Here is a 15,890-nt window from a genome sequence, read left to right as displayed (position 1 = left end):
CCTTCGGGTGGCTGAGGTTCTCGGCCCACCACGCGCTCGCCTGCGCGCCCCCGAACGGCAGCCGCGAAAACACCTCCGGCACCGGCAGGCCGGTTTCCTCGGCCGCGCGCCCAGGGCGTCGCCCGCATCCTCCTCGTGGCCGGGCTCGCCGCCCTCGGGCTCTGGGTGCTGCACCCGTTCCTGCCGGCGCTCGCCTGGGCGGTGATCCTCGCCATCGCCCTGGGTCCCCTCTACGCCCGGGCCGAACGGCGCTGGCCGCCGGGCCGGCACAACCTGCTGCTGCCGAGCCTGTTCACCCTCGCCGTCGCCCTGGTGTTCCTGCTGCCCCTGGTGGTGCTCGGCATCCAGGCGGCGCGGGAGGCCCACGACGTCGTCGCCCTGGCGCGCGCGGCCGAGGAAACCGGCCTGCCGGTGCCGGAGGTGTTTTCGCGGCTGCCGTTCGGGGGCGCGCAGGCGAGCGCGTGGTGGGCCGAGAACCTCAGCCACCCGAAGGCGGGCGTCGACCTCCTGCACCACCTCGACAATTCCACCGCCATCGGCCTGTCGCGCAGCCTCGGGGCGCAGATCGTCCGGCGCAGCGTGCTGTTCGGCTTCAGCCTCGTCGCCCTGTTCTTCCTGTTCCGGGACGGGACGCTGGTGGCCGCCCAGGTGCTGACCGCGAGCGCCCGCCTGTTCGGCCCGCGCGGCGAGCGCGTCGCCCGCCAGATGGTGGCCTCGGTCCACGGCACCGTCGACGGCCTCGTCCTCGTCGGCCTCGGCGAGGGCGTGCTGCTCGGGATCGTCTACTACTTCGCCGGGGTGCCGCACCCGGTGCTCCTCGGTGCCTTGACCGCGGTGGCGGCCATGATCCCGTTCGGCGCGCCCCTGGTCTTCGGCGCCGCCGCCCTGGTGCTCCTCGCCGCGGGCTCCGTGGTTCCGGCGGCGGTCGTCGTCGCGGCGGGCTTCGTCGTCACGTTCGTGGCCGACCACTTCGTCCGCCCCGCCCTCATCGGCGGCACGACGCAGCTGCCCTTCCTCTGGGTGCTTTTGGGAATTCTGGGGGGCGTCGAGACGTTCGGGCTGCTCGGCCTGTTCCTCGGCCCGGCCGTGATGGCGGCGCTGATCCTGCTGTGGCGGGAGTTTACGGGCGGGGCGGGTGCGGCACCGGTCGCGTGAACAGCCTTCCTGCGTCCCAGCCGGCCACGCAGGGGCCGCGAAGCAGATTTCCAGGTTGCGTTGCGGAGCCGGGCGTTCTCCTTCAAGGCGGCGCAGTGCGCCTGCACCGCGAGGATGAGGTCGCCCGGTGGGCGTCCGGCCCCATGATCGAAAAAGCTCTGCCACTGATGGTTCGGAGACCGATGCATCGTGCCCACTCACGCCGATAGAGATGCCGTCATCGGTGTCGGGCTCGCCTTCGTCGCGGGCTTCGTCGACACCGCCGCCTTCATCACGCTGACCGGCCTCTTCACGGCCCATGTCACTGGCAACTTCGTCCTGATTGGTGCGGAGTTGATCTCGACCTCGACCGGCGTCCTCGCCAAGCTGCTTGCCCTTCCGGTGTTCATCCTGGCCGTGGCTGTCACGCGCCTGATCGCCCTGGCCCTGGAGCGGCAAGGCTCGCCGCCCCTGCGCCCTCTGCTGGCCCTCGAAGCCGCCGTCCTCATCGCCTTCGCGATGGCGGGCGCCGCCATGTCGCCCCTCGGCTCACCGGATGGCGCGAGGGCGACCGGCGTGGGCATGCTCGGGGTTGCCGCGATGGGTATCCAGAACGGCATCGGGCGTCTCGTGATCGGCCACTTGGCGGCGACGACCGTGATGACCGTGAACGTCACGCAGGCCGTGATCGACCTGACCGACCGCCTGTGCGGGGCGAAGCTCAGTGAGCAGGTCGGCACCCGCCTGCGGCGCACCCTGTCCGCCGTGCTGGCCTTCGCGACGGGCGCACTGGCCGGGGCATTCGGGGTTGCTGCCGTGTCGTTCTGGTGCGTGCTCGTGCCCGCCTTCATCCTCGTCGGATTGCTGTTCGTTCCCGACCGGAAATCGCATCCGTGACCCGCCGCCCTGGGTCGGAGACGAACCCAGGGCGAGGGTCCATCCCTCCGACCTTGACCCCTAGACCTGGAACACCGGATCGTTGGCGGAAGCCTTGTTGAGCTTGATGCCGTTTTCGCAATCGGACCTGGCGACGTAGCTCTCGCTGCTCTTCGAGATCTCTTCGCCGTTCTTGGCATAGTAGACCCAGTACCACTGGCCCCGGACGTCCTTCTTCAGCTTGTAACAGGGATAGGTTACGGCGCTCATCGTTCTCTCCATGACCATAGGCTCCGCAGCCGTGCGGCGCCTCTCCGCTATTCAAACCTCAGATTGGATGGTGAGATATTTATTAACTTGAACGATGTTTTTCAAGGGATCCGGAACGAAAAAGGCCCCGCCCTTTCGGGCGGAGCCTTTCGTCATCGCAGGGCCGCCGGTGTTACGCCGCGAGGGAGCGCAGCACGTAGGGCAGAATGCCGCCGTTGCGATAGTATTCGAGCTCGTCGAGGGTATCGATCCGGCAGGTGAGCGGCACGTCCTGCACGGTGCCGTCGGCCGATTTGATCTGCGCCACCATGGTCTGGCGGGGTTTCAGATCACCCGACAGGCCCAGCAGGGTCACGGTCTCGTCGCCCTTCAGGCCGAGGGAGGCCCAGGACGTCTCGCCCTGGAACACCAGGGGCACGATGCCCATGCCGACGAGGTTCGAGCGGTGGATGCGCTCGAAGCTCTCGGCCACCACGGCGCGGACGCCGAGCAGCTTGGTGCCCTTGGCCGCCCAGTCGCGCGACGAGCCGGTGCCGTATTCCTTGCCGGCGAAGACGACGAGGGGCGTGCCCTCGGCCTGATACTTCTGCGCGGCGTCGTAGATGAACATCCGCTCGCCGGAGGGCTGGAACAGGGTCCAGCCGCCCTCGACCACGGTGCCGGATTCGTCGCGGACCATCTGGTTCTTGATGCGGATGTTGGCGAAGGTGCCGCGCATCATGACTTCGTGGTTGCCGCGGCGGGTGCCGTACTGGTTGAAGTCCTGCACCCGGACCTGATGCTCCTGCAGGTAGGCGCCCGCCGGGGAGTTCGCCCGGATGTTGCCCGCCGGCGAGATGTGGTCGGTGGTGATGGAATCGAGGAACAGGCCGAGGATGCGGGCATCGACCACGTCCTCGACGGGGGCCGGAACCTTGGTCATGCCCTCGAAATAGGGCGGGTTCTGCACGTAGGTGGAGGTCGAATCCCAGGCGAAGGTCTCGGCCTCGGTGACCTCGACGGCCTTCCAGTAATCGTCGCCGCCGAACACGTCGGCGTAGCGCGACTTGAACAGGGCCGAGGTGATGTTGGCCTCGATGAACTCCGCCACCTCCGCCGTCGAGGGCCAGATGTCCTTGAGGTAGACGGGCTGGCCGTCCGAGCCGGTGCCGAGGGGCTCCGTGGCGAGGTCGATCTGCATGGAGCCGGCCAGGGCGTAGGCGACGACGAGGGGCGGCGAGGCGAGGTAGTTCGCCCGGACATCCGGGTTCACCCGGCCCTCGAAGTTGCGGTTGCCCGAGAGCACGGCGGCGGCGACCACGTCGTTGTCGTTGATGGCCTTCGAGATCGCCGCCGGCAGGGGCCCGCTATTGCCGATGCAGGTGGTGCAGCCGAAGCCGACGAGGTTGAAGCCCAGGGCATCGAGGGGCTGCTGCAGGCCGGCGCTTTCGAGGTACTCGGCCACCACCTGGGAGCCGGGGGCGAGGGACGTCTTCACCCACGGCTTCGAGCGCAGGCCCTTGGCCACGGCGTTGCGGGCGAGGAGGCCGGCGCCGATCATCACGCTCGGGTTCGAGGTGTTGGTGCAGCTCGTGATGGCGGCGATGACCACGTCGCCGTGGCCGATGTCGAAGTTGGCGCCCTCCACCGGGTAGCGCCGGGCGATGTCGGCGGCGCGCTTGAACTCGGTCTCCATGGAGCCGGCGAAGCCGGGTTTGGCCGCATCGAGGAGCACCCGGTCCTGCGGGCGCTTGGGGCCGGCGAGCGACGGGCGCACGTCGCTCATGTCGAGCTCCAGGGTGTCGGTGAAGACCGGGTCGGGGGTCTGGGCGTCGCGCCACATGCCCTGCGCCTTGGCGTAGGCCTCGACCAGGGCGATGCGCTCGTCCGTGCGGCTCGTGACCGTGAGGAAGTCGATGGTCTTCCGGTCGATGGGGAAGAAGCCGCAGGTGGCGCCGTATTCCGGGGCCATGTTGGAGATGGTGGCGCGGTCGGCCACCGCCATGTCGTCGAGGCCGGGGCCGTAGAATTCCACGAACTTGCCGACGACGCCCTTCTTGCGCAGCATCTGCGTGACCGTGAGCACGAGGTCGGTGGCGGTGGTGCCCTCGGGCAGCTTGCCCGACAGCTTGAAGCCGACGACCTCGGGGATCAGCATGGACAGGGGCTGGCCGAGCATGGCGGCCTCGGCCTCGATGCCGCCGACGCCCCAGCCGAGCACGGCCAGCCCGTTGACCATGGTGGTGTGCGAATCGGTGCCGACGAGGCTGTCCGGATAGGCGATTTCGGTACCGTCTTCGGCCTTGGTCCAAACGGTCTGCGACAGGTACTCGAGGTTGACCTGGTGGCAGATGCCGGTGCCGGGGGGGACGACGGAGAAATTGTCGAAGGCCGACTGGCCCCATTTCAGGAAGGTGTAGCGCTCGCCGTTGCGCGAGTATTCCAGCGCCACGTTGTCGGCCAGGGCCTTCGGGGTGCCGAACTCGTCGACGATCACCGAATGGTCGATGACGAGGTCGACGGGCACCAGGGGGTTGATCTTTTGGGGGTCACCCCCGAGGGCGACCATGGCGTCGCGCATGGCGGCGAGATCCACGACCGCCGGCACGCCCGTAAAATCCTGCATGAGGACGCGGGCGGGGCGGAAGGCGATCTCGGTCTCGGTCTTGCCGCGGTTGTCCAGCCACGCGACGGTGGCGGAGATGTCGCCCTTCTTCACCGAACGGTCGTCCTCGAACCGCAGGAGGTTCTCGAGGATCACCTTCATGGAGAACGGCAGGGCGGTGGCGTCGGGCAGGCCCGCCTTCTCGGCATGGGGAATCGAGTAGTAGGTGTAGGACTTGTCCCCGACGGTGAGGGTCTGGCGGGACTGGAAGCTGTCGAGCGATGCCACGGCGTTATTGATCCTCGCGAGCGGTTGGTCGAACACGCGCAGGCATAACCTGCGCCACGAAATTCGTGCTCGGCTGGGTGCGCTGGTGAGCGCGCGCCGCTCCGGGGGTGCCCGGACAGGTTGTTGCGCGAAGGGCGATTTGGACGCCCTGAGACTCGCGCGGCGCAGCCTGGGCTCGGTATAGAACACTTCGAAACTGGCCGCTACGGGTGGGCCGTGACACGGCCGTGGGTCTGTCGCCGGCGGGAGGGGCTACGCTGCGACGAGGTGCGCGAAATCCGCGCCTTCGGCCACGTGTTCGGAGGCATCGAGGATTTCGATCCCGACGACCCGTCCGGCCGCATCGAAATCGAGCATGATGCCTGGGCGCACCTCCTCGCTCCCGACGATCGTGGCGTCGGCGAGCTGCACGTAGAGTGCGTCCGCCTCACGGTCATACCGGGATTTCATGCGTGCCGGGTCTCCGCCCACGATCGAGGAAGGCTGTGATCCCGTGAAAGGTCGCGGCCGAGCGTACCACATAAACCACGCGAAGCACGCGGCCGTCCCGTTCCGGCAGGGCGCGGAAGGCCCGCCTTCGATCCGGATGCCGGGGATCGGGCTCCACGGCATCCGGGGCCAGGATCGTGCGCTCCACCCAGGCCTGGTCGAGAGAACGCAGCGCGATCTGGTCCCGCGCGTGTTGCGTGTAGGTGAAGATCGGGACCAGCAGAGACCCGCCCGGCGCAGCCTGAACCCGGCATAGAACACGTCGAACCTGGCCGCTACCGGCGGCCCGACAGAGCGCCGCGTCTGTTGGCTGTGGGGGGCGCCCACCTGCCGGCTGCGTGGACGTCATGGGTGGAAGCGCGCTAGATTGGGCTCTGGACCGGAGATGCCGATGATCGCCCTTCGCCTGCCGCCCGAGATCGAGGATCGCCTCGCAGCCCTGGCACGGCGCACGGGCCGCAGCACGGACGACTACGCCCGGGACGCGATCCTCGATCACCTGAAGGATATCGAGCAAGATATCGAGGATGTGGAATTTGCCGAAAGCCGGCTCGAAGCCATTCAGCGCGGAGAAGCTGATACGATTCCGCTTTCCGAGGTGATGGCCCGGTATGGCCTGGCGGATTGAGTTCGACCGTTCGGCCGAACGGGAACTCGCCAAACTCGATCCCGCCTCGGCCGAACGGATCCTCAGGTTCCTACGCCACCGGATTTCGCCCCTCGACAATCCCCGGGTGATCGGCAGTGCCCTCACGGGCACCTCTGGCGGTATCGCGTGGGTGATTTTCGGGTGATCGTCGGTATCGAGGACCACGCCTTGCGAATCCTCGTGGTGAGCGTCGGAAATCGCCGCTCGGTCTATCGCTGAGATCGTTTTGCGGTAGACGCGTCTTCGACGACGCGTGATCGCGCGGTCACACATTCCCTGAAGGCTTACGGACAGGCGCTTGATCCAGACAATCCCGTGCGGCTGACCGCCCAAAACCTCACCGTCCGCCGCTCCGGCCGCCGCATCTTTTCGGACGTGTCGTTCACCCTCGATGCCGGCGAGGCCCTGATGGTCACCGGGCGCAACGGCGCCGGCAAGTCGACCCTGCTCGCCGTGCTCGCCGGTCGGCTCAAGCCCGAGGCCGGGACCCTCACGGTGGCGGGGGTCGGCGAGGCGACCCTGCCCGAATGCCTGCACGTGGTCGGCCACCGCGACGGGCTCAAGAGTCCGCTCACGGCGGAGGAGAACCTCGCCTTTGCCCGCGACCTCCTGGGGATGCCCACCGCGAGCCCGCGCGCGGCCCTGGAGGAACTCGGCCTCGGCCACGCTCTCAAGCTGCCGGTGGCCTACCTGTCCGCCGGGCAGCGCCGGCGGGTGGCGCTCGCCCGCCTCCTGGTGTGCCGGCGGCCGCTCTGGCTCCTCGACGAGCCGACGGCGGCCCTCGACGTCGCCTCGCAGGGGGTGCTCGCCGGCATGATGGCGCGCCACCGGGCGGAAGGCGGCCTCGTCATCGCGGCGACCCACCAGGCCCTCGGCCTCGACGGCGCCCGCGAGCTCCGCATCGAGCCGGCCCGATCCGACGCACGGGCATCCCAAACCACCGCGGCCGGAGACGTGTGGTGGTGATGCGCGCCCTGAAGGCCCTCGTCGCCCGCGACCTCGCCCTCGCCGCCCGGGTCGGCGGCTCGGGGGCCCTGTCCCTGGTGTTCTTCCTCATGATCGTCGCCGTGGTGCCGTTCGCCCTCGGGCCCGACCTCAACCTGCTGTCGCGGATCGGCCCCGCCATCCTGTGGCTGGCGGCGGTGCTCGCCACCCTCATCGGCCTCGACCGCCTGTTCCAGGCCGACGAGGAGGACGGGTCCCTGGACCTCATGACCGGCGCGCCGGTGCCCATGGAGCTCGTGGTCCTCGCCAAGGTGCTGGCGCACTGGCTGACCACCGGCCTGCCCCTGGCGCTGGCCGCCCCCCTGTTCGGCCTGCTCGTGGCGCTCGACGGCACGGCCATGGCCGCCACCAGCCTGACCCTGCTGGTGGGCACCCCGGCCCTGACCTTCATCGGCGCCGTCGGCTCGGCGCTCACCGCCTCGATCCGGCGCGGCGGGCTGATTCTGGCCGTGGTGGTGCTGCCCCTGATGATCCCGACCCTGATCTTCGGCGTCTCGGCGAGCGAGGCGGCTCTCGGCGGCACGGTGCCGTTCACGACGCCGCTGGCCATCCTCGCCGGCCTCACCCTCATCGCCGGGGTGGTCGGCACCGTGGCGGCGGCGGCGGCCCTGCGCTGGAGCGAATGACGGGTCTGTGACCTTCGGTCCGGCGAACCGGGCCGGGGCCCGGCGCTTGTCCCGTCGAAGGCCCCCGACGGGGGCCGCCTGACGGAGTTCCCATGGTCGATTATCCTAAGCCCCCGTTCCCGCAGCCGCCGATTCCCTATCCGGGCCGGTCCGGTGAGATGAATCCGAAGCCGGACCACGGCGAGGAGAGCTACCGGGGCTCGGGCAAGCTCACCGGAAAGGTCGCACTCATCACCGGCGGCGACAGCGGCATCGGCCGGGCGGTGGCCATCGCCTATGCCCGCGAGGGCGCCGACATCGCGCTCAGTTACCTCGACGAGCACGACGACGCCAAGGACACCGCCGCCTGGGTCGAGAAGGCCGGCCGCCGCGTCGTCCTGCTGCCCGGCGACGTCGCCGATCACCGCCACTGCGCGAGCCTCGTCGAGAAGACCGTCGCGGAGTTCGGCCGCCTCGACATCGTGGTGAACAACGCGGCGTTCCAGAAGCTCGCCGACACTCTGGAGGACATCGAGATCGCCGACTGGGACCGGCACTACGCCGTCAACGTCCACGCGATGTTCTACATCCTCAAGGCCGCCTCGCCGCACCTGAAGCCGGGGGCGTCCATCATCAACACCTCGTCGGTGAACGCCAAGAACCCGGTGGAGCAGCAGCTCGCCTACTCGTCCACCAAGGCGGCCATCGCCAACATGACCACCAACCTCGCCAGGATTTTGGGGCCGCGCGGCATCCGCGCCAACGCGGTGCTGCCGGGGCCGATCTGGACCCCCCTGATCCCCGCGACCATGTACACGGAGCAGGTCGAGACCTTCGGCTCGAAGACGCCGCTCGGCCGCCCCGGCCAGCCGGCCGAACTAGCCGGCGCCTACGTGCTCCTGGCCTCGGACGAAGGCAGCTACATGAGCGGCGCGATGATCGCGGTGACGGGCGGCATGGTCACGATCTGATGTCCCTCCGGTGCCTCCCCGGCCGGGGAGGCACCGTCGACGGCGTCACACCACGGGGTCGGCGTCGATCCGGATCTTGAGGATCGCGTAGGGCGGCTTCTGCGCGTCGGTTCCGCCATTGTATTCCGGCCGGCGATTCACCTGGGCCGACGAGATGTGGAGCCAGCGGTCGGGGGTGATCCAGAACGTGTCGGCCCAGATCAGGCGCGGGTCGGAGGCCAGGATCTCGACGGTGCCGTCGGGGTTGCGCCGGCCCACCGCGTTGAACTCCTGCAGGGCGAGGTAGACCCGGTCCTTGGAATCCGTGGTGAGGCCGCCGGTCATGCCCTTCTCGCCGAGGTCCTCGACGCTGGCCGCCACCGCGGCGTCGGTGGCCTGCGGATCGAGGAGGGCGGCGGTGTCCACGGCGTAGAGGTGCCGGCCGATGAGGGGGGCGTAGTACAGGCGCCGTCCGTCGGGGCTGAGGGCGATGCCGTTGGCGCCGCCCTGGACCGGGCGGGGCGGGCTGTTCGCCTTGCGCTGGACCACGGCCCGGCCCTCGACGAACTTCGTCAGCCCCTTCTGCGACTTGGTGCTGGCGTGGCCGTGGAGGCGCCGCACCACCCGCCCGGTGGCGAGGTCGACGGCGAGGATCGCCCCCTCCCCGTCCTGGCCCTGGTCGGTGATGTAGGCGCGGGCATACCCGTCGCGGATGTCGATGCGCAGGTCGTTGAGGGACGAGGTCGGAGCGATGCCGGATTCGAGCGGCACCATCCGGAGGATGCGGTTCTGCACGATGTCCATCTGCACCAGCTTGGCGCCGCCCTTCACCGGCGGCCCGGAGCCGTCGGGCAGGCCGGCATCGAGGAGCCACAGGGTGTCGTCCCGATCGAACACGCCGTTGGGCACGTGGAACAGGCTCGCCTGGGGTTTGGTCGTATCGGGCTGGTTGGTCGCCAGGTCGGGATAGGGCCGCACGGCCCCGTCCGGAAGAACCTCGCCGAGGGTGTAGGGCACCTTGGCGTCGAAGCGCGGCATCATGATGAAGGCCCGGCCCCCGCGCGCGATGGCGAGGCCCGTCGGCGTCGAGGGCGCGTCGGCGGTGAAGGCGAGTTCGAGGCCGCCGGGCGTGCGATCCGTCGTGACGGGCCCAGGGGCCATCGCGGCAGGTTCGGATTTCGCCGTCGCGCCGGAGGCGGACAGCACGGCGGCCCCGGTGAGGCCGGCGGCACCGCCGAAGCCGGCGGCGAGGAGGTCGCGTCGGGCAAGCGTCATGATGGATCTCGGATGTTCGAACGAAACAAAAATCAGCCGTGGGCCGCGCCGCGGACCTTGAGGTCGATGGCCAGGATGGCGGGGCCGGAGGCGATGAAGAGGCGGCGCCCGTCGGGGCCGCCGAAGGTGACGTTGGCGGCATCCATGGCCGTGGCGATCCGCCCGAGGAGCCGGCCGTCCGGTGCGTAGACCCGCACGCCGTCGCCGCAGGCGGCGTAGACCCGCCCGTCGGCATCGACGGTGAGCCCATCGGGCACGCCCGCCTCCACGGTGGCGAAGGGGCGCGGGGTCCCGAGGGTGCGCCCGTTCTCCACGGGGAAGGCCATGATGGCGCGGGCACCCTCGGGATTGAGGGAGCCGCCGGTGTCGGTGACGTAGAGGAGGCGCCCGTCCGGGCTGAAGGCGAGGCCGTTGGGCTGGTCGAGGGCGTCGCTCATGCCCGTGAGCGTGCCGTCGGGGTCGATGCGGTAGACCCGCCGGGCGGCCTGCGCCGGCGCGCGCACGATCCCCTCGTCCGGCATGGAGATGCCGAAGATCGGATCGGTGAACCAGATCGCGCCGTCGGGGGCCAGGACCGCGTCGTTGGGCGAGTTCAGGGGCTGACCGCCGTAGCGGTCGGCCAGGACGGTGAGCGACCCGTCGGCCTCGGCCCGCACCACCCGCCGGCCCCGGTGCTCGCAGGTGACGAGGCGGCCCCCGGCGTCGAGGGTGTTGCCGTTGGCGTTGGCCGACGGGTGGCGGACGGTTTCGACCCGGCCGTCGTCGCCGATGACGAGCATGCGGTTGGCCCTGACGTCGCTGAAGACCAGGCCGCCGAGGGCGGGCGCGTAGCACGGACCCTCGCACCAGCGCCCCCCGGAATACAGGGTGGCGAGGCGGGCCTCCGGATCGACCACGGCGGCGAAGGCCGGATCGTCGGCGCGCAGGGCCGCGGCGAAGGCGCCCCGCGGGGCGGCCGCGAGGGCGAGGCCGAGGCCGGCCCGGCGGAGGAAGCTGCGTCGGAGCATCGGCGCCCAAAATTCGAGGAATGAGATTCGAGGAATGGGGTTCGGGGAACGGGCGGCCCACGGCCGCCCGGTCCGTCGGGTCAGCGCGCCGGCTTGGTCGAGCCGGTGGCGTCCCCGGTCGGCTTGAAGCTCCACAGGTCGGTGGGCAGGGCCGCCGGGGCGTCGGGCTTGTAGAAGGCCGAATCCTGGATGCGCGAGGTGGTGACGTAGAGCGTCCCGTCCGGGCCCTCGCCGAAGGTGTCGGGCCAGCGCAGGCGCGCGTCCTTGATCACGGTGGCGGTCGCCGAGCCCTTGGCCGAGAGGTCGCGCACCTTGATGGAATCGTCCTGGGGCGAGGTGATGTACATCCGCCCGTCGTGCCGCGAGATGATGAGCCCGTCCGCCGGGCCGTTCTCGCCCACGACGGCGATCTTGCCCGCCAGGCTCTTGTCGGCGAGCCCCGTCGGCATCAGGGCCGTGGCGACGCCGTCGGCCAGGGCCTCCGTCGGCAGGCTGTAGAGGGTCTTGCCCTTGATCGCCTGCCAGTAGAGGGTCTTGCCGTCCGGCGAGAGGGCGAGGCCGTCGGCGGCGAACTCGACGCCGCGCCCGTCGGGCCGGCGCAGGGGCTTGCCGTCGTAGGTCACGGTCACGCCCTTGTCGGGCTGCGTCGAGGGATCGCCGTCGAGGACGCGGCGGGACACGCCGCTGTCGAGGTCCACCACAACGAGGGCACCCCGGGCGCCCGAATCCGTGAGGTAGGCGGTCTTGCCGTCGGGCGAGAAGCGCACGTCGTTGAGGTAGGAGCCCTGGGGCGCCACCGTGTCGTCGAACGCGATGGTCCGGCCAGGCTGGTTGGTCTTCAGGTCGATCTCGACGAGCTTGGCACCGCCCGGCACCAGCGCCCCCATGGCGGGGGCGGCGGGATCGAGCACCCAGACGTTGCCGTCGGGGCTCGCGACCACGCTCTGGACGCAGATCCAGTGATCCTTGGCCGAGACCTCGTCCTTCTTCGCGTTGCGCCAGGAATTCCACGCGGCGTCGGGGAAGGGCACGACCTTGCCGTCCTTCACCTCGGCGACGGACACCTCCGTGTCCTCGGTCCAGCGCGGAAAATTGACGAAGATCCGGCCGTCCTTCGACACGGTGACGCCGGTGACCTGATGCTCGAAGCTCGCGACCTTGGTCAGCGCCGCCCCGGCGGGGGCCGGCTGCGCCACCGCGGGGGCGCCCCCCGGAACGGTGCCGGCGACGAGGGCCGCCAGGAGGGGGACGGCCAGGGAGACGAGCGGGGTGGCGGTGCGGGCCGAAGTTGCGGTGCGGGCCGAAGGAGATGTCATGTGTTGAGGCATCGCGATCTCATGGACGAGGATCTGACGAACGGGACGTTCGGGGTTCGGGCGGACAACGCACGGACCCGCGGCCAAGCTTCATCGGATTTCCCGGGCCGGTTCGACGCACGTTCGACGCATGGCAAACCGGCGCCGCGACGGCGCGAACCGCCGCGATCCCGTCGGATCGTCGGCGAAGCATGATGTGCGGAACCGGAATTCCAGTAACGGATCCGTGATGAGTTTCCCTTGCCGGGCACGGTGTTTGAAATACCAAATCCAGATCTCCCTTTATTTCCATATTAGGGGATTATTAGGGATGTTCGTCATACTGGTTCGGAAACGCGATGGAGCAAGTCCGGCGTGGGGGGATCTATGTTGTTTGATTCGGGCGCACGCGCGACACTGGACGCCATCGATCGATCGCAGGCCCGGATTGAATTCGATCTCGACGGCACAGTCCTCGATGCGAACGCCCTCTTTCTCGGAGTCGTCGACTACGGCCTCGACGAGGTGAAGGGCCGGCATCACAGCCTCTTCGTCACCCCCGAGGAGCGGGAGAGCGCGGCCTACAAGACCTTCTGGGCGGACCTGCGCGCCGGCCGGCATCAGGCGCGGGAGTTCATGCGGATCGCCAAGGGCGGTCGCGAGGTCTGGATCCAGGGCTCGTACAACCCGGTCCTGAACCGGAGCGGCAAGGTCGTGCGGGTCGTCAAGTTCGCCACCGACATCACCGCGCAGAAGCTGCGCGCCGTCCTCGACGCCGGCCAGATCGCGGCGATCCACCGGTCCCAGGCCGTCATCCACTTCACCCTCGACGGCGTCGTCACCGACGCCAACGCGAACTTCCTCGCCGCCCTCGGCTACCGCCTCGACGAGATCAAGGGGCGGCACCACAGCCTGTTCGTGGCGCCGGACGAGCGCGACGGGTCGGCCTATGCCGGATTCTGGCGCGCCCTGGCCGACGGCGAGCACCAGTCGGGCGAGTTCAAGCGCTTCGCCAAGGGCGGGCGCGAGGTCTGGATCTACGGGGCCTACAATCCGGTCCTCGGGGCGGACGGCAAGCCCTACGCGGTGGTGAAGTTCGCCACCGACGTCACGGCCCGGGTCAACGAACGCAACCGGCGCCTCCAGGGCCAGCGCGCCATCGACCGCGACCTCGGCCAGATCACGCAAGCCATCTCCGACGTGAGCCAGCGGGCGGCGACCACGGCGGAGGCCGCGGCGCAGACCTCCGGCAACGTCCAGGCCGTGGCGGCGGGCGCCGAGGAATTCTCGTCCTCCATCGAGGAACTGAGCCGGCACGCCGTCGAGGCCAAGGGCGCGGCCGACGAGGCCGTGGCCCGGGCGGGCGAGGCCGGGACGATCATCTCCGGGCTCACCGCCTCGGCCGAGAAGATCGGCGAGGTCATCGGGGTGATCCGCTCCATCGCCGACCAGACCAACCTGCTGGCGCTGAACGCCACCATCGAGGCGGCGCGGGCCGGCGAGGCGGGCCGGGGCTTCGCCGTGGTGGCGGCGGAGGTGAAGGCGCTGGCCAACCAGTCGTCCCGCGCCACGGAGGAGATCGGCACGCAGATCGCGGCGGTGCAGAATTCGACCAACCAGGCCGTGCGCGCCATCGAGGCCATCGGCCGGACCATCGGGCATCTCAGCGAGATCTCCCTCAGCGTCTCCTCGGCGGTGACGGAGCAGGCGGCGGTGACCCGCGACATGTCGGTGAACATGCACAACGCCGCCCAGAGCGTCGAACTCGTCCGCCAGACCATGGACGGCATCGCCCGGGCGGCCCACGACGTCGACGCCTCGGTCCAGGCGGTGAGCGGAGCGGCCCGCGCCCTGGCGTGAGGCCGTGAGGTCGGCTGCCCCACACCGTGCGGCAGCCTTCTCATCCGATCCTCCGGATGATTGCCCATGTCGCTTGCGGGATGTGTCGCTTGCGGGATGTGTCGCTTGCGGGATGTGGTGAAGCGCGGGTCCCCTCTCCTGGAAGGCTACGGCCTGGACGGAAGTGATTCTCGGTCGTGGATGAGTGCGCCGGCGAGCATGGCTGAGAGGGTTTGCCATCCGCGGGCCATGATCTTGGGTCCGGGCGGCTTGCCGGCGACGTTCCAGCCGCCGTGGCGGGCGACGATCCAGGCGAGCCAGGCCAGGGTGCCGGGGGTATGCGGGTTGCGCAGGCGGACGGTGCTCCCCTCCTTGGCCCGGCCGAGGGCCGCCACCCAGGGGAGGCCGGCCTCGTCCAGCACGTCGCCCATCGGTCGCCCGCCGCCCGCACGGGCATCGACCAGCTGCAGGATGCGCACCGCCGCGCCCAGGGCCAGGGCGGCCAGCCGGAACAGCTTGTCGGGCACCCGCACCTGGGTGGCGTCGAGGCCCAGGCCATCGCGCTTGAGCGCGCGGAACACCTCCTCGATGCGCCAGCGCAGCCGGTAGAGCCGCACCATCTCCCGCGCCGCGGCGGCCTGCGTCACCGGACGCGTGGTCAGAAGCCGCCAGCACAGGGGCGTCCGGCCCCGGGGCGGCTCCGGTTCCTCCACCACGACGAGATGCAGCCCCAGCGTCGGCGGCTCGTGAGCGGCCCCTTGCGCGGTCCCTTGCGCGGCCCCTCCGTCCGGCCGCGCGAAGGTCAGGGCTCCGGCCCGCAGCGTGACCTGCGCGGTACGCTCCGGCTGGCCGGGCCGGGCCGGGATCGTCACCGTGTCCTCGCCCAGCACCGGCCAGCCCGCCGCGTGCGCCCGCATCAGTCCGCCCCCGGCCAGGGCCCGGTCGTGGCGGGCGCGGACCAGAAGATCGGTGCCGCCGGGCCGCCGGGCGAAGTGGCCGTAGAGGTCGCCCTCCTGATCGGCCACCACGATCAGGCTCTCGGCCACGGCGCCCAGGCACGCCGTCGCGGTCCGGACCCCCGTGATCCAGCGAAAGCTTTCCTTCGCCTCGAGGGCACGCCCGGCCCGTGGCGCGACCCGATCCGCCGCCCGCGTCCAGATCTCGGCATCGACCAGCCCCAGCACCGCCCCGTCCGCGGCATCCACGGCGATCACCGGGTGAAGGAAGAAGCCGGGATTGCGCCCGTTGCCGCCGGGGCCGAGCCCATGGCGGCCCGCCGCCGCCGGGGTGAAGCTGATCTCGCTCGTGTCCTGGACGGCCACCACCGCACGCCCCCGGCACGCCCGGGCCGTGCGCGCCCCGAACGCCCCCAGAATCCCCCGCACCGTCGTCCGCGGCGAGTTCAGGTAGCGATGCGCCGACGCCGTGCCGGCCTCGCTCCCCCCGACGGCGCTCAGCACCACGCTGCCCGTCGATACGATCCGCTCGAACAGCCACGCACCCCGCGCCTCCGTCCGAACGTCCCCAGGCCCGAGCCCCTCCATCGCCGCCCCTCCGACCACAACGCCAAAGGGGCCCAACTCAAAACACTCGAATCGTTTCCGTACAGGCCGTAGCCCCGCGG

The 15,890-nt window shown here is 70.3% G+C and carries 16 protein-coding genes and 1 pseudogene; 9 read left to right on the top strand and 8 right to left on the bottom strand.

Going from position 1 to position 15,890, the window contains the following annotated elements; all coding sequences use genetic code 11:
- Positions 1-126: 126 nt before the first annotated feature.
- Positions 127-1,155 carry an AI-2E family transporter gene (locus FV218_RS11870; RefSeq protein WP_147709853.1) on the top strand — a complete coding sequence of 343 codons (1,029 nt, stop codon included), beginning with the start codon at positions 127-129 and terminating at the stop codon, positions 1,153-1,155.
- A 189-nt stretch (positions 1,156-1,344) separates the two neighbouring features.
- Positions 1,345-2,031 (top strand): YoaK family protein, encoded by a 687-nt coding sequence (locus FV218_RS11865; RefSeq protein ID WP_246685084.1) that lies wholly within the window; start codon positions 1,345-1,347, stop codon positions 2,029-2,031.
- A gap of 60 nt (positions 2,032-2,091) precedes the next feature.
- Here FV218_RS11865 and FV218_RS11860 read toward each other — a convergent pair whose 3' ends face one another.
- The 4 genes from FV218_RS11860 to FV218_RS11845 form a co-directional block, all read right to left on the bottom strand.
- Positions 2,092-2,280: a DUF1508 domain-containing protein gene (locus FV218_RS11860; RefSeq protein ID WP_056095817.1), complete on the bottom strand. Its 189-nt coding sequence runs from the start codon at positions 2,278-2,280 to the stop codon at positions 2,092-2,094.
- Between the two features lie 172 nt (positions 2,281-2,452).
- A complete protein-coding gene (gene acnA, locus FV218_RS11855) occupies positions 2,453-5,152 on the bottom strand; it encodes an aconitate hydratase AcnA (protein WP_147709852.1) in 2,700 nt (899 codons plus the stop codon).
- A 252-nt stretch (positions 5,153-5,404) separates the two neighbouring features.
- Positions 5,405-5,602: a DUF2283 domain-containing protein gene (locus FV218_RS11850; protein WP_147709851.1), complete on the bottom strand. Its 198-nt coding sequence runs from the start codon at positions 5,600-5,602 to the stop codon at positions 5,405-5,407.
- Positions 5,586-5,990, bottom strand: a complete 405-nt coding sequence (locus FV218_RS11845; protein ID WP_147709850.1) for a DUF4258 domain-containing protein — start codon at positions 5,988-5,990, stop codon at positions 5,586-5,588. Before FV218_RS11845 ends, FV218_RS11850 begins: the two co-directional genes overlap by 17 nt.
- A 42-nt stretch (positions 5,991-6,032) precedes the next feature.
- On the opposite strand from FV218_RS11845, the gene FV218_RS11840 reads away from it, so the two are divergent.
- From FV218_RS11840 to FV218_RS11820, 6 genes and pseudogenes are all read left to right on the top strand, one after another.
- A complete protein-coding gene (locus FV218_RS11840; protein WP_147709849.1) occupies positions 6,033-6,269 on the top strand; it encodes a TraY domain-containing protein in 237 nt (78 codons plus the stop codon).
- Positions 6,253-6,435, top strand: a complete 183-nt coding sequence (locus FV218_RS11835) for a hypothetical protein (RefSeq protein WP_313899167.1) — start codon at positions 6,253-6,255, stop codon at positions 6,433-6,435. The genes FV218_RS11840 and FV218_RS11835 overlap by 17 nt, the downstream gene beginning before the upstream one ends.
- Positions 6,402-6,509, top strand: a pseudogene (locus FV218_RS23500) (type II toxin-antitoxin system mRNA interferase toxin, RelE/StbE family); the annotation flags it as partial. The gene FV218_RS11835 and the pseudogene FV218_RS23500, both read left to right, overlap by 34 nt.
- A 96-nt stretch (positions 6,510-6,605) precedes the next feature.
- Entirely contained in the window at positions 6,606-7,256 is a 651-nt protein-coding gene (gene ccmA / locus FV218_RS11830) for a heme ABC exporter ATP-binding protein CcmA (RefSeq protein WP_147709848.1), read from the top strand.
- Positions 7,256-7,921, top strand: coding sequence for a heme exporter protein CcmB (ccmB, locus tag FV218_RS11825; RefSeq protein ID WP_187273033.1), 666 nt, complete (start codon positions 7,256-7,258; stop codon positions 7,919-7,921). Before ccmA ends, ccmB begins: the two co-directional genes overlap by 1 nt.
- 92 nt (positions 7,922-8,013) lie before the next feature.
- Complete coding sequence (locus FV218_RS11820) at positions 8,014-8,871, top strand: SDR family oxidoreductase (RefSeq protein ID WP_147709847.1); 858 nt, start codon at positions 8,014-8,016, stop codon at positions 8,869-8,871.
- A 45-nt stretch (positions 8,872-8,916) separates the two neighbouring features.
- On the opposite strand, the gene FV218_RS11815 is transcribed toward FV218_RS11820, so the two are convergent.
- The 3 genes from FV218_RS11815 to FV218_RS11805 form a co-directional block, all read right to left on the bottom strand.
- On the bottom strand, positions 8,917-10,125 hold the full coding sequence (locus FV218_RS11815; protein ID WP_147709846.1) for an L-dopachrome tautomerase-related protein: 1,209 nt from the start codon (positions 10,123-10,125) through the stop codon (positions 8,917-8,919).
- A gap of 32 nt (positions 10,126-10,157) precedes the next feature.
- Positions 10,158-11,132 (bottom strand): SMP-30/gluconolactonase/LRE family protein, encoded by a 975-nt coding sequence (locus tag FV218_RS11810; RefSeq protein ID WP_147709845.1) that lies wholly within the window; start codon positions 11,130-11,132, stop codon positions 10,158-10,160.
- An 80-nt stretch (positions 11,133-11,212) separates the two neighbouring features.
- Positions 11,213-12,448, bottom strand: a complete 1,236-nt coding sequence (locus FV218_RS11805) for an L-dopachrome tautomerase-related protein (RefSeq protein ID WP_147709844.1) — start codon at positions 12,446-12,448, stop codon at positions 11,213-11,215.
- Positions 12,449-12,814: 366 nt separating this feature from the next.
- Here FV218_RS11805 and FV218_RS11800 point away from each other — a divergent pair, with 366 nt between their 5' ends.
- Positions 12,815-14,287 (top strand): PAS domain-containing methyl-accepting chemotaxis protein, encoded by a 1,473-nt coding sequence (locus tag FV218_RS11800; protein ID WP_056095505.1) that lies wholly within the window; start codon positions 12,815-12,817, stop codon positions 14,285-14,287.
- Between the two features lie 146 nt (positions 14,288-14,433).
- Here FV218_RS11800 and FV218_RS11795 read toward each other — a convergent pair whose 3' ends face one another.
- Positions 14,434-15,810, bottom strand: a complete 1,377-nt coding sequence (locus FV218_RS11795; RefSeq protein ID WP_147709843.1) for an IS4 family transposase — start codon at positions 15,808-15,810, stop codon at positions 14,434-14,436.
- Positions 15,811-15,890 lie beyond the last annotated feature (80 nt).

The sequence above is a fragment of the Methylobacterium sp. WL69 genome, assembly GCF_008039485.1.
In the GTDB taxonomy this organism is placed as follows: Bacteria; Pseudomonadota; Alphaproteobacteria; order Rhizobiales; family Beijerinckiaceae; genus Methylobacterium.
Note: the sequence above shows the minus strand (reverse complement) of the source record. Positions and strands in the feature narration are given on the sequence as shown.

What these genes read in the sequence shown, in the direction of transcription:
- FV218_RS11860 (WP_056095817.1), bottom strand. Translation starts at nt 2,280, where the DNA reads ATGAGCGCCGTAACCTATCCCTGTTACAAGCTGAAGAAGGACGTCCGG.
- FV218_RS11850 (WP_147709851.1), bottom strand. Translation starts at nt 5,602, where the DNA reads ATGAAATCCCGGTATGACCGTGAGGCGGACGCACTCTACGTGCAGCTC.
- FV218_RS11845 (WP_147709850.1), bottom strand. Translation starts at nt 5,990, where the DNA reads ATGACGTCCACGCAGCCGGCAGGTGGGCGCCCCCCACAGCCAACAGAC.
- FV218_RS11840 (WP_147709849.1), top strand. Translation starts at nt 6,033, where the DNA reads ATGATCGCCCTTCGCCTGCCGCCCGAGATCGAGGATCGCCTCGCAGCC.
- FV218_RS11835 (WP_313899167.1), top strand. Translation starts at nt 6,253, where the DNA reads ATGGCCTGGCGGATTGAGTTCGACCGTTCGGCCGAACGGGAACTCGCC.
- ccmB (WP_187273033.1), top strand. Translation starts at nt 7,256, where the DNA reads ATGCGCGCCCTGAAGGCCCTCGTCGCCCGCGACCTCGCCCTCGCCGCC.
- FV218_RS11820 (WP_147709847.1), top strand. Translation starts at nt 8,014, where the DNA reads ATGGTCGATTATCCTAAGCCCCCGTTCCCGCAGCCGCCGATTCCCTAT.
- FV218_RS11815 (WP_147709846.1), bottom strand. Translation starts at nt 10,125, where the DNA reads ATGACGCTTGCCCGACGCGACCTCCTCGCCGCCGGCTTCGGCGGTGCC.
- FV218_RS11810 (WP_147709845.1), bottom strand. Translation starts at nt 11,132, where the DNA reads ATGCTCCGACGCAGCTTCCTCCGCCGGGCCGGCCTCGGCCTCGCCCTC.
- FV218_RS11805 (WP_147709844.1), bottom strand. Translation starts at nt 12,448, where the DNA reads ATGACATCTCCTTCGGCCCGCACCGCAACTTCGGCCCGCACCGCCACC.
- FV218_RS11800 (WP_056095505.1), top strand. Translation starts at nt 12,815, where the DNA reads ATGTTGTTTGATTCGGGCGCACGCGCGACACTGGACGCCATCGATCGA.
- FV218_RS11795 (WP_147709843.1), bottom strand. Translation starts at nt 15,810, where the DNA reads ATGGAGGGGCTCGGGCCTGGGGACGTTCGGACGGAGGCGCGGGGTGCG.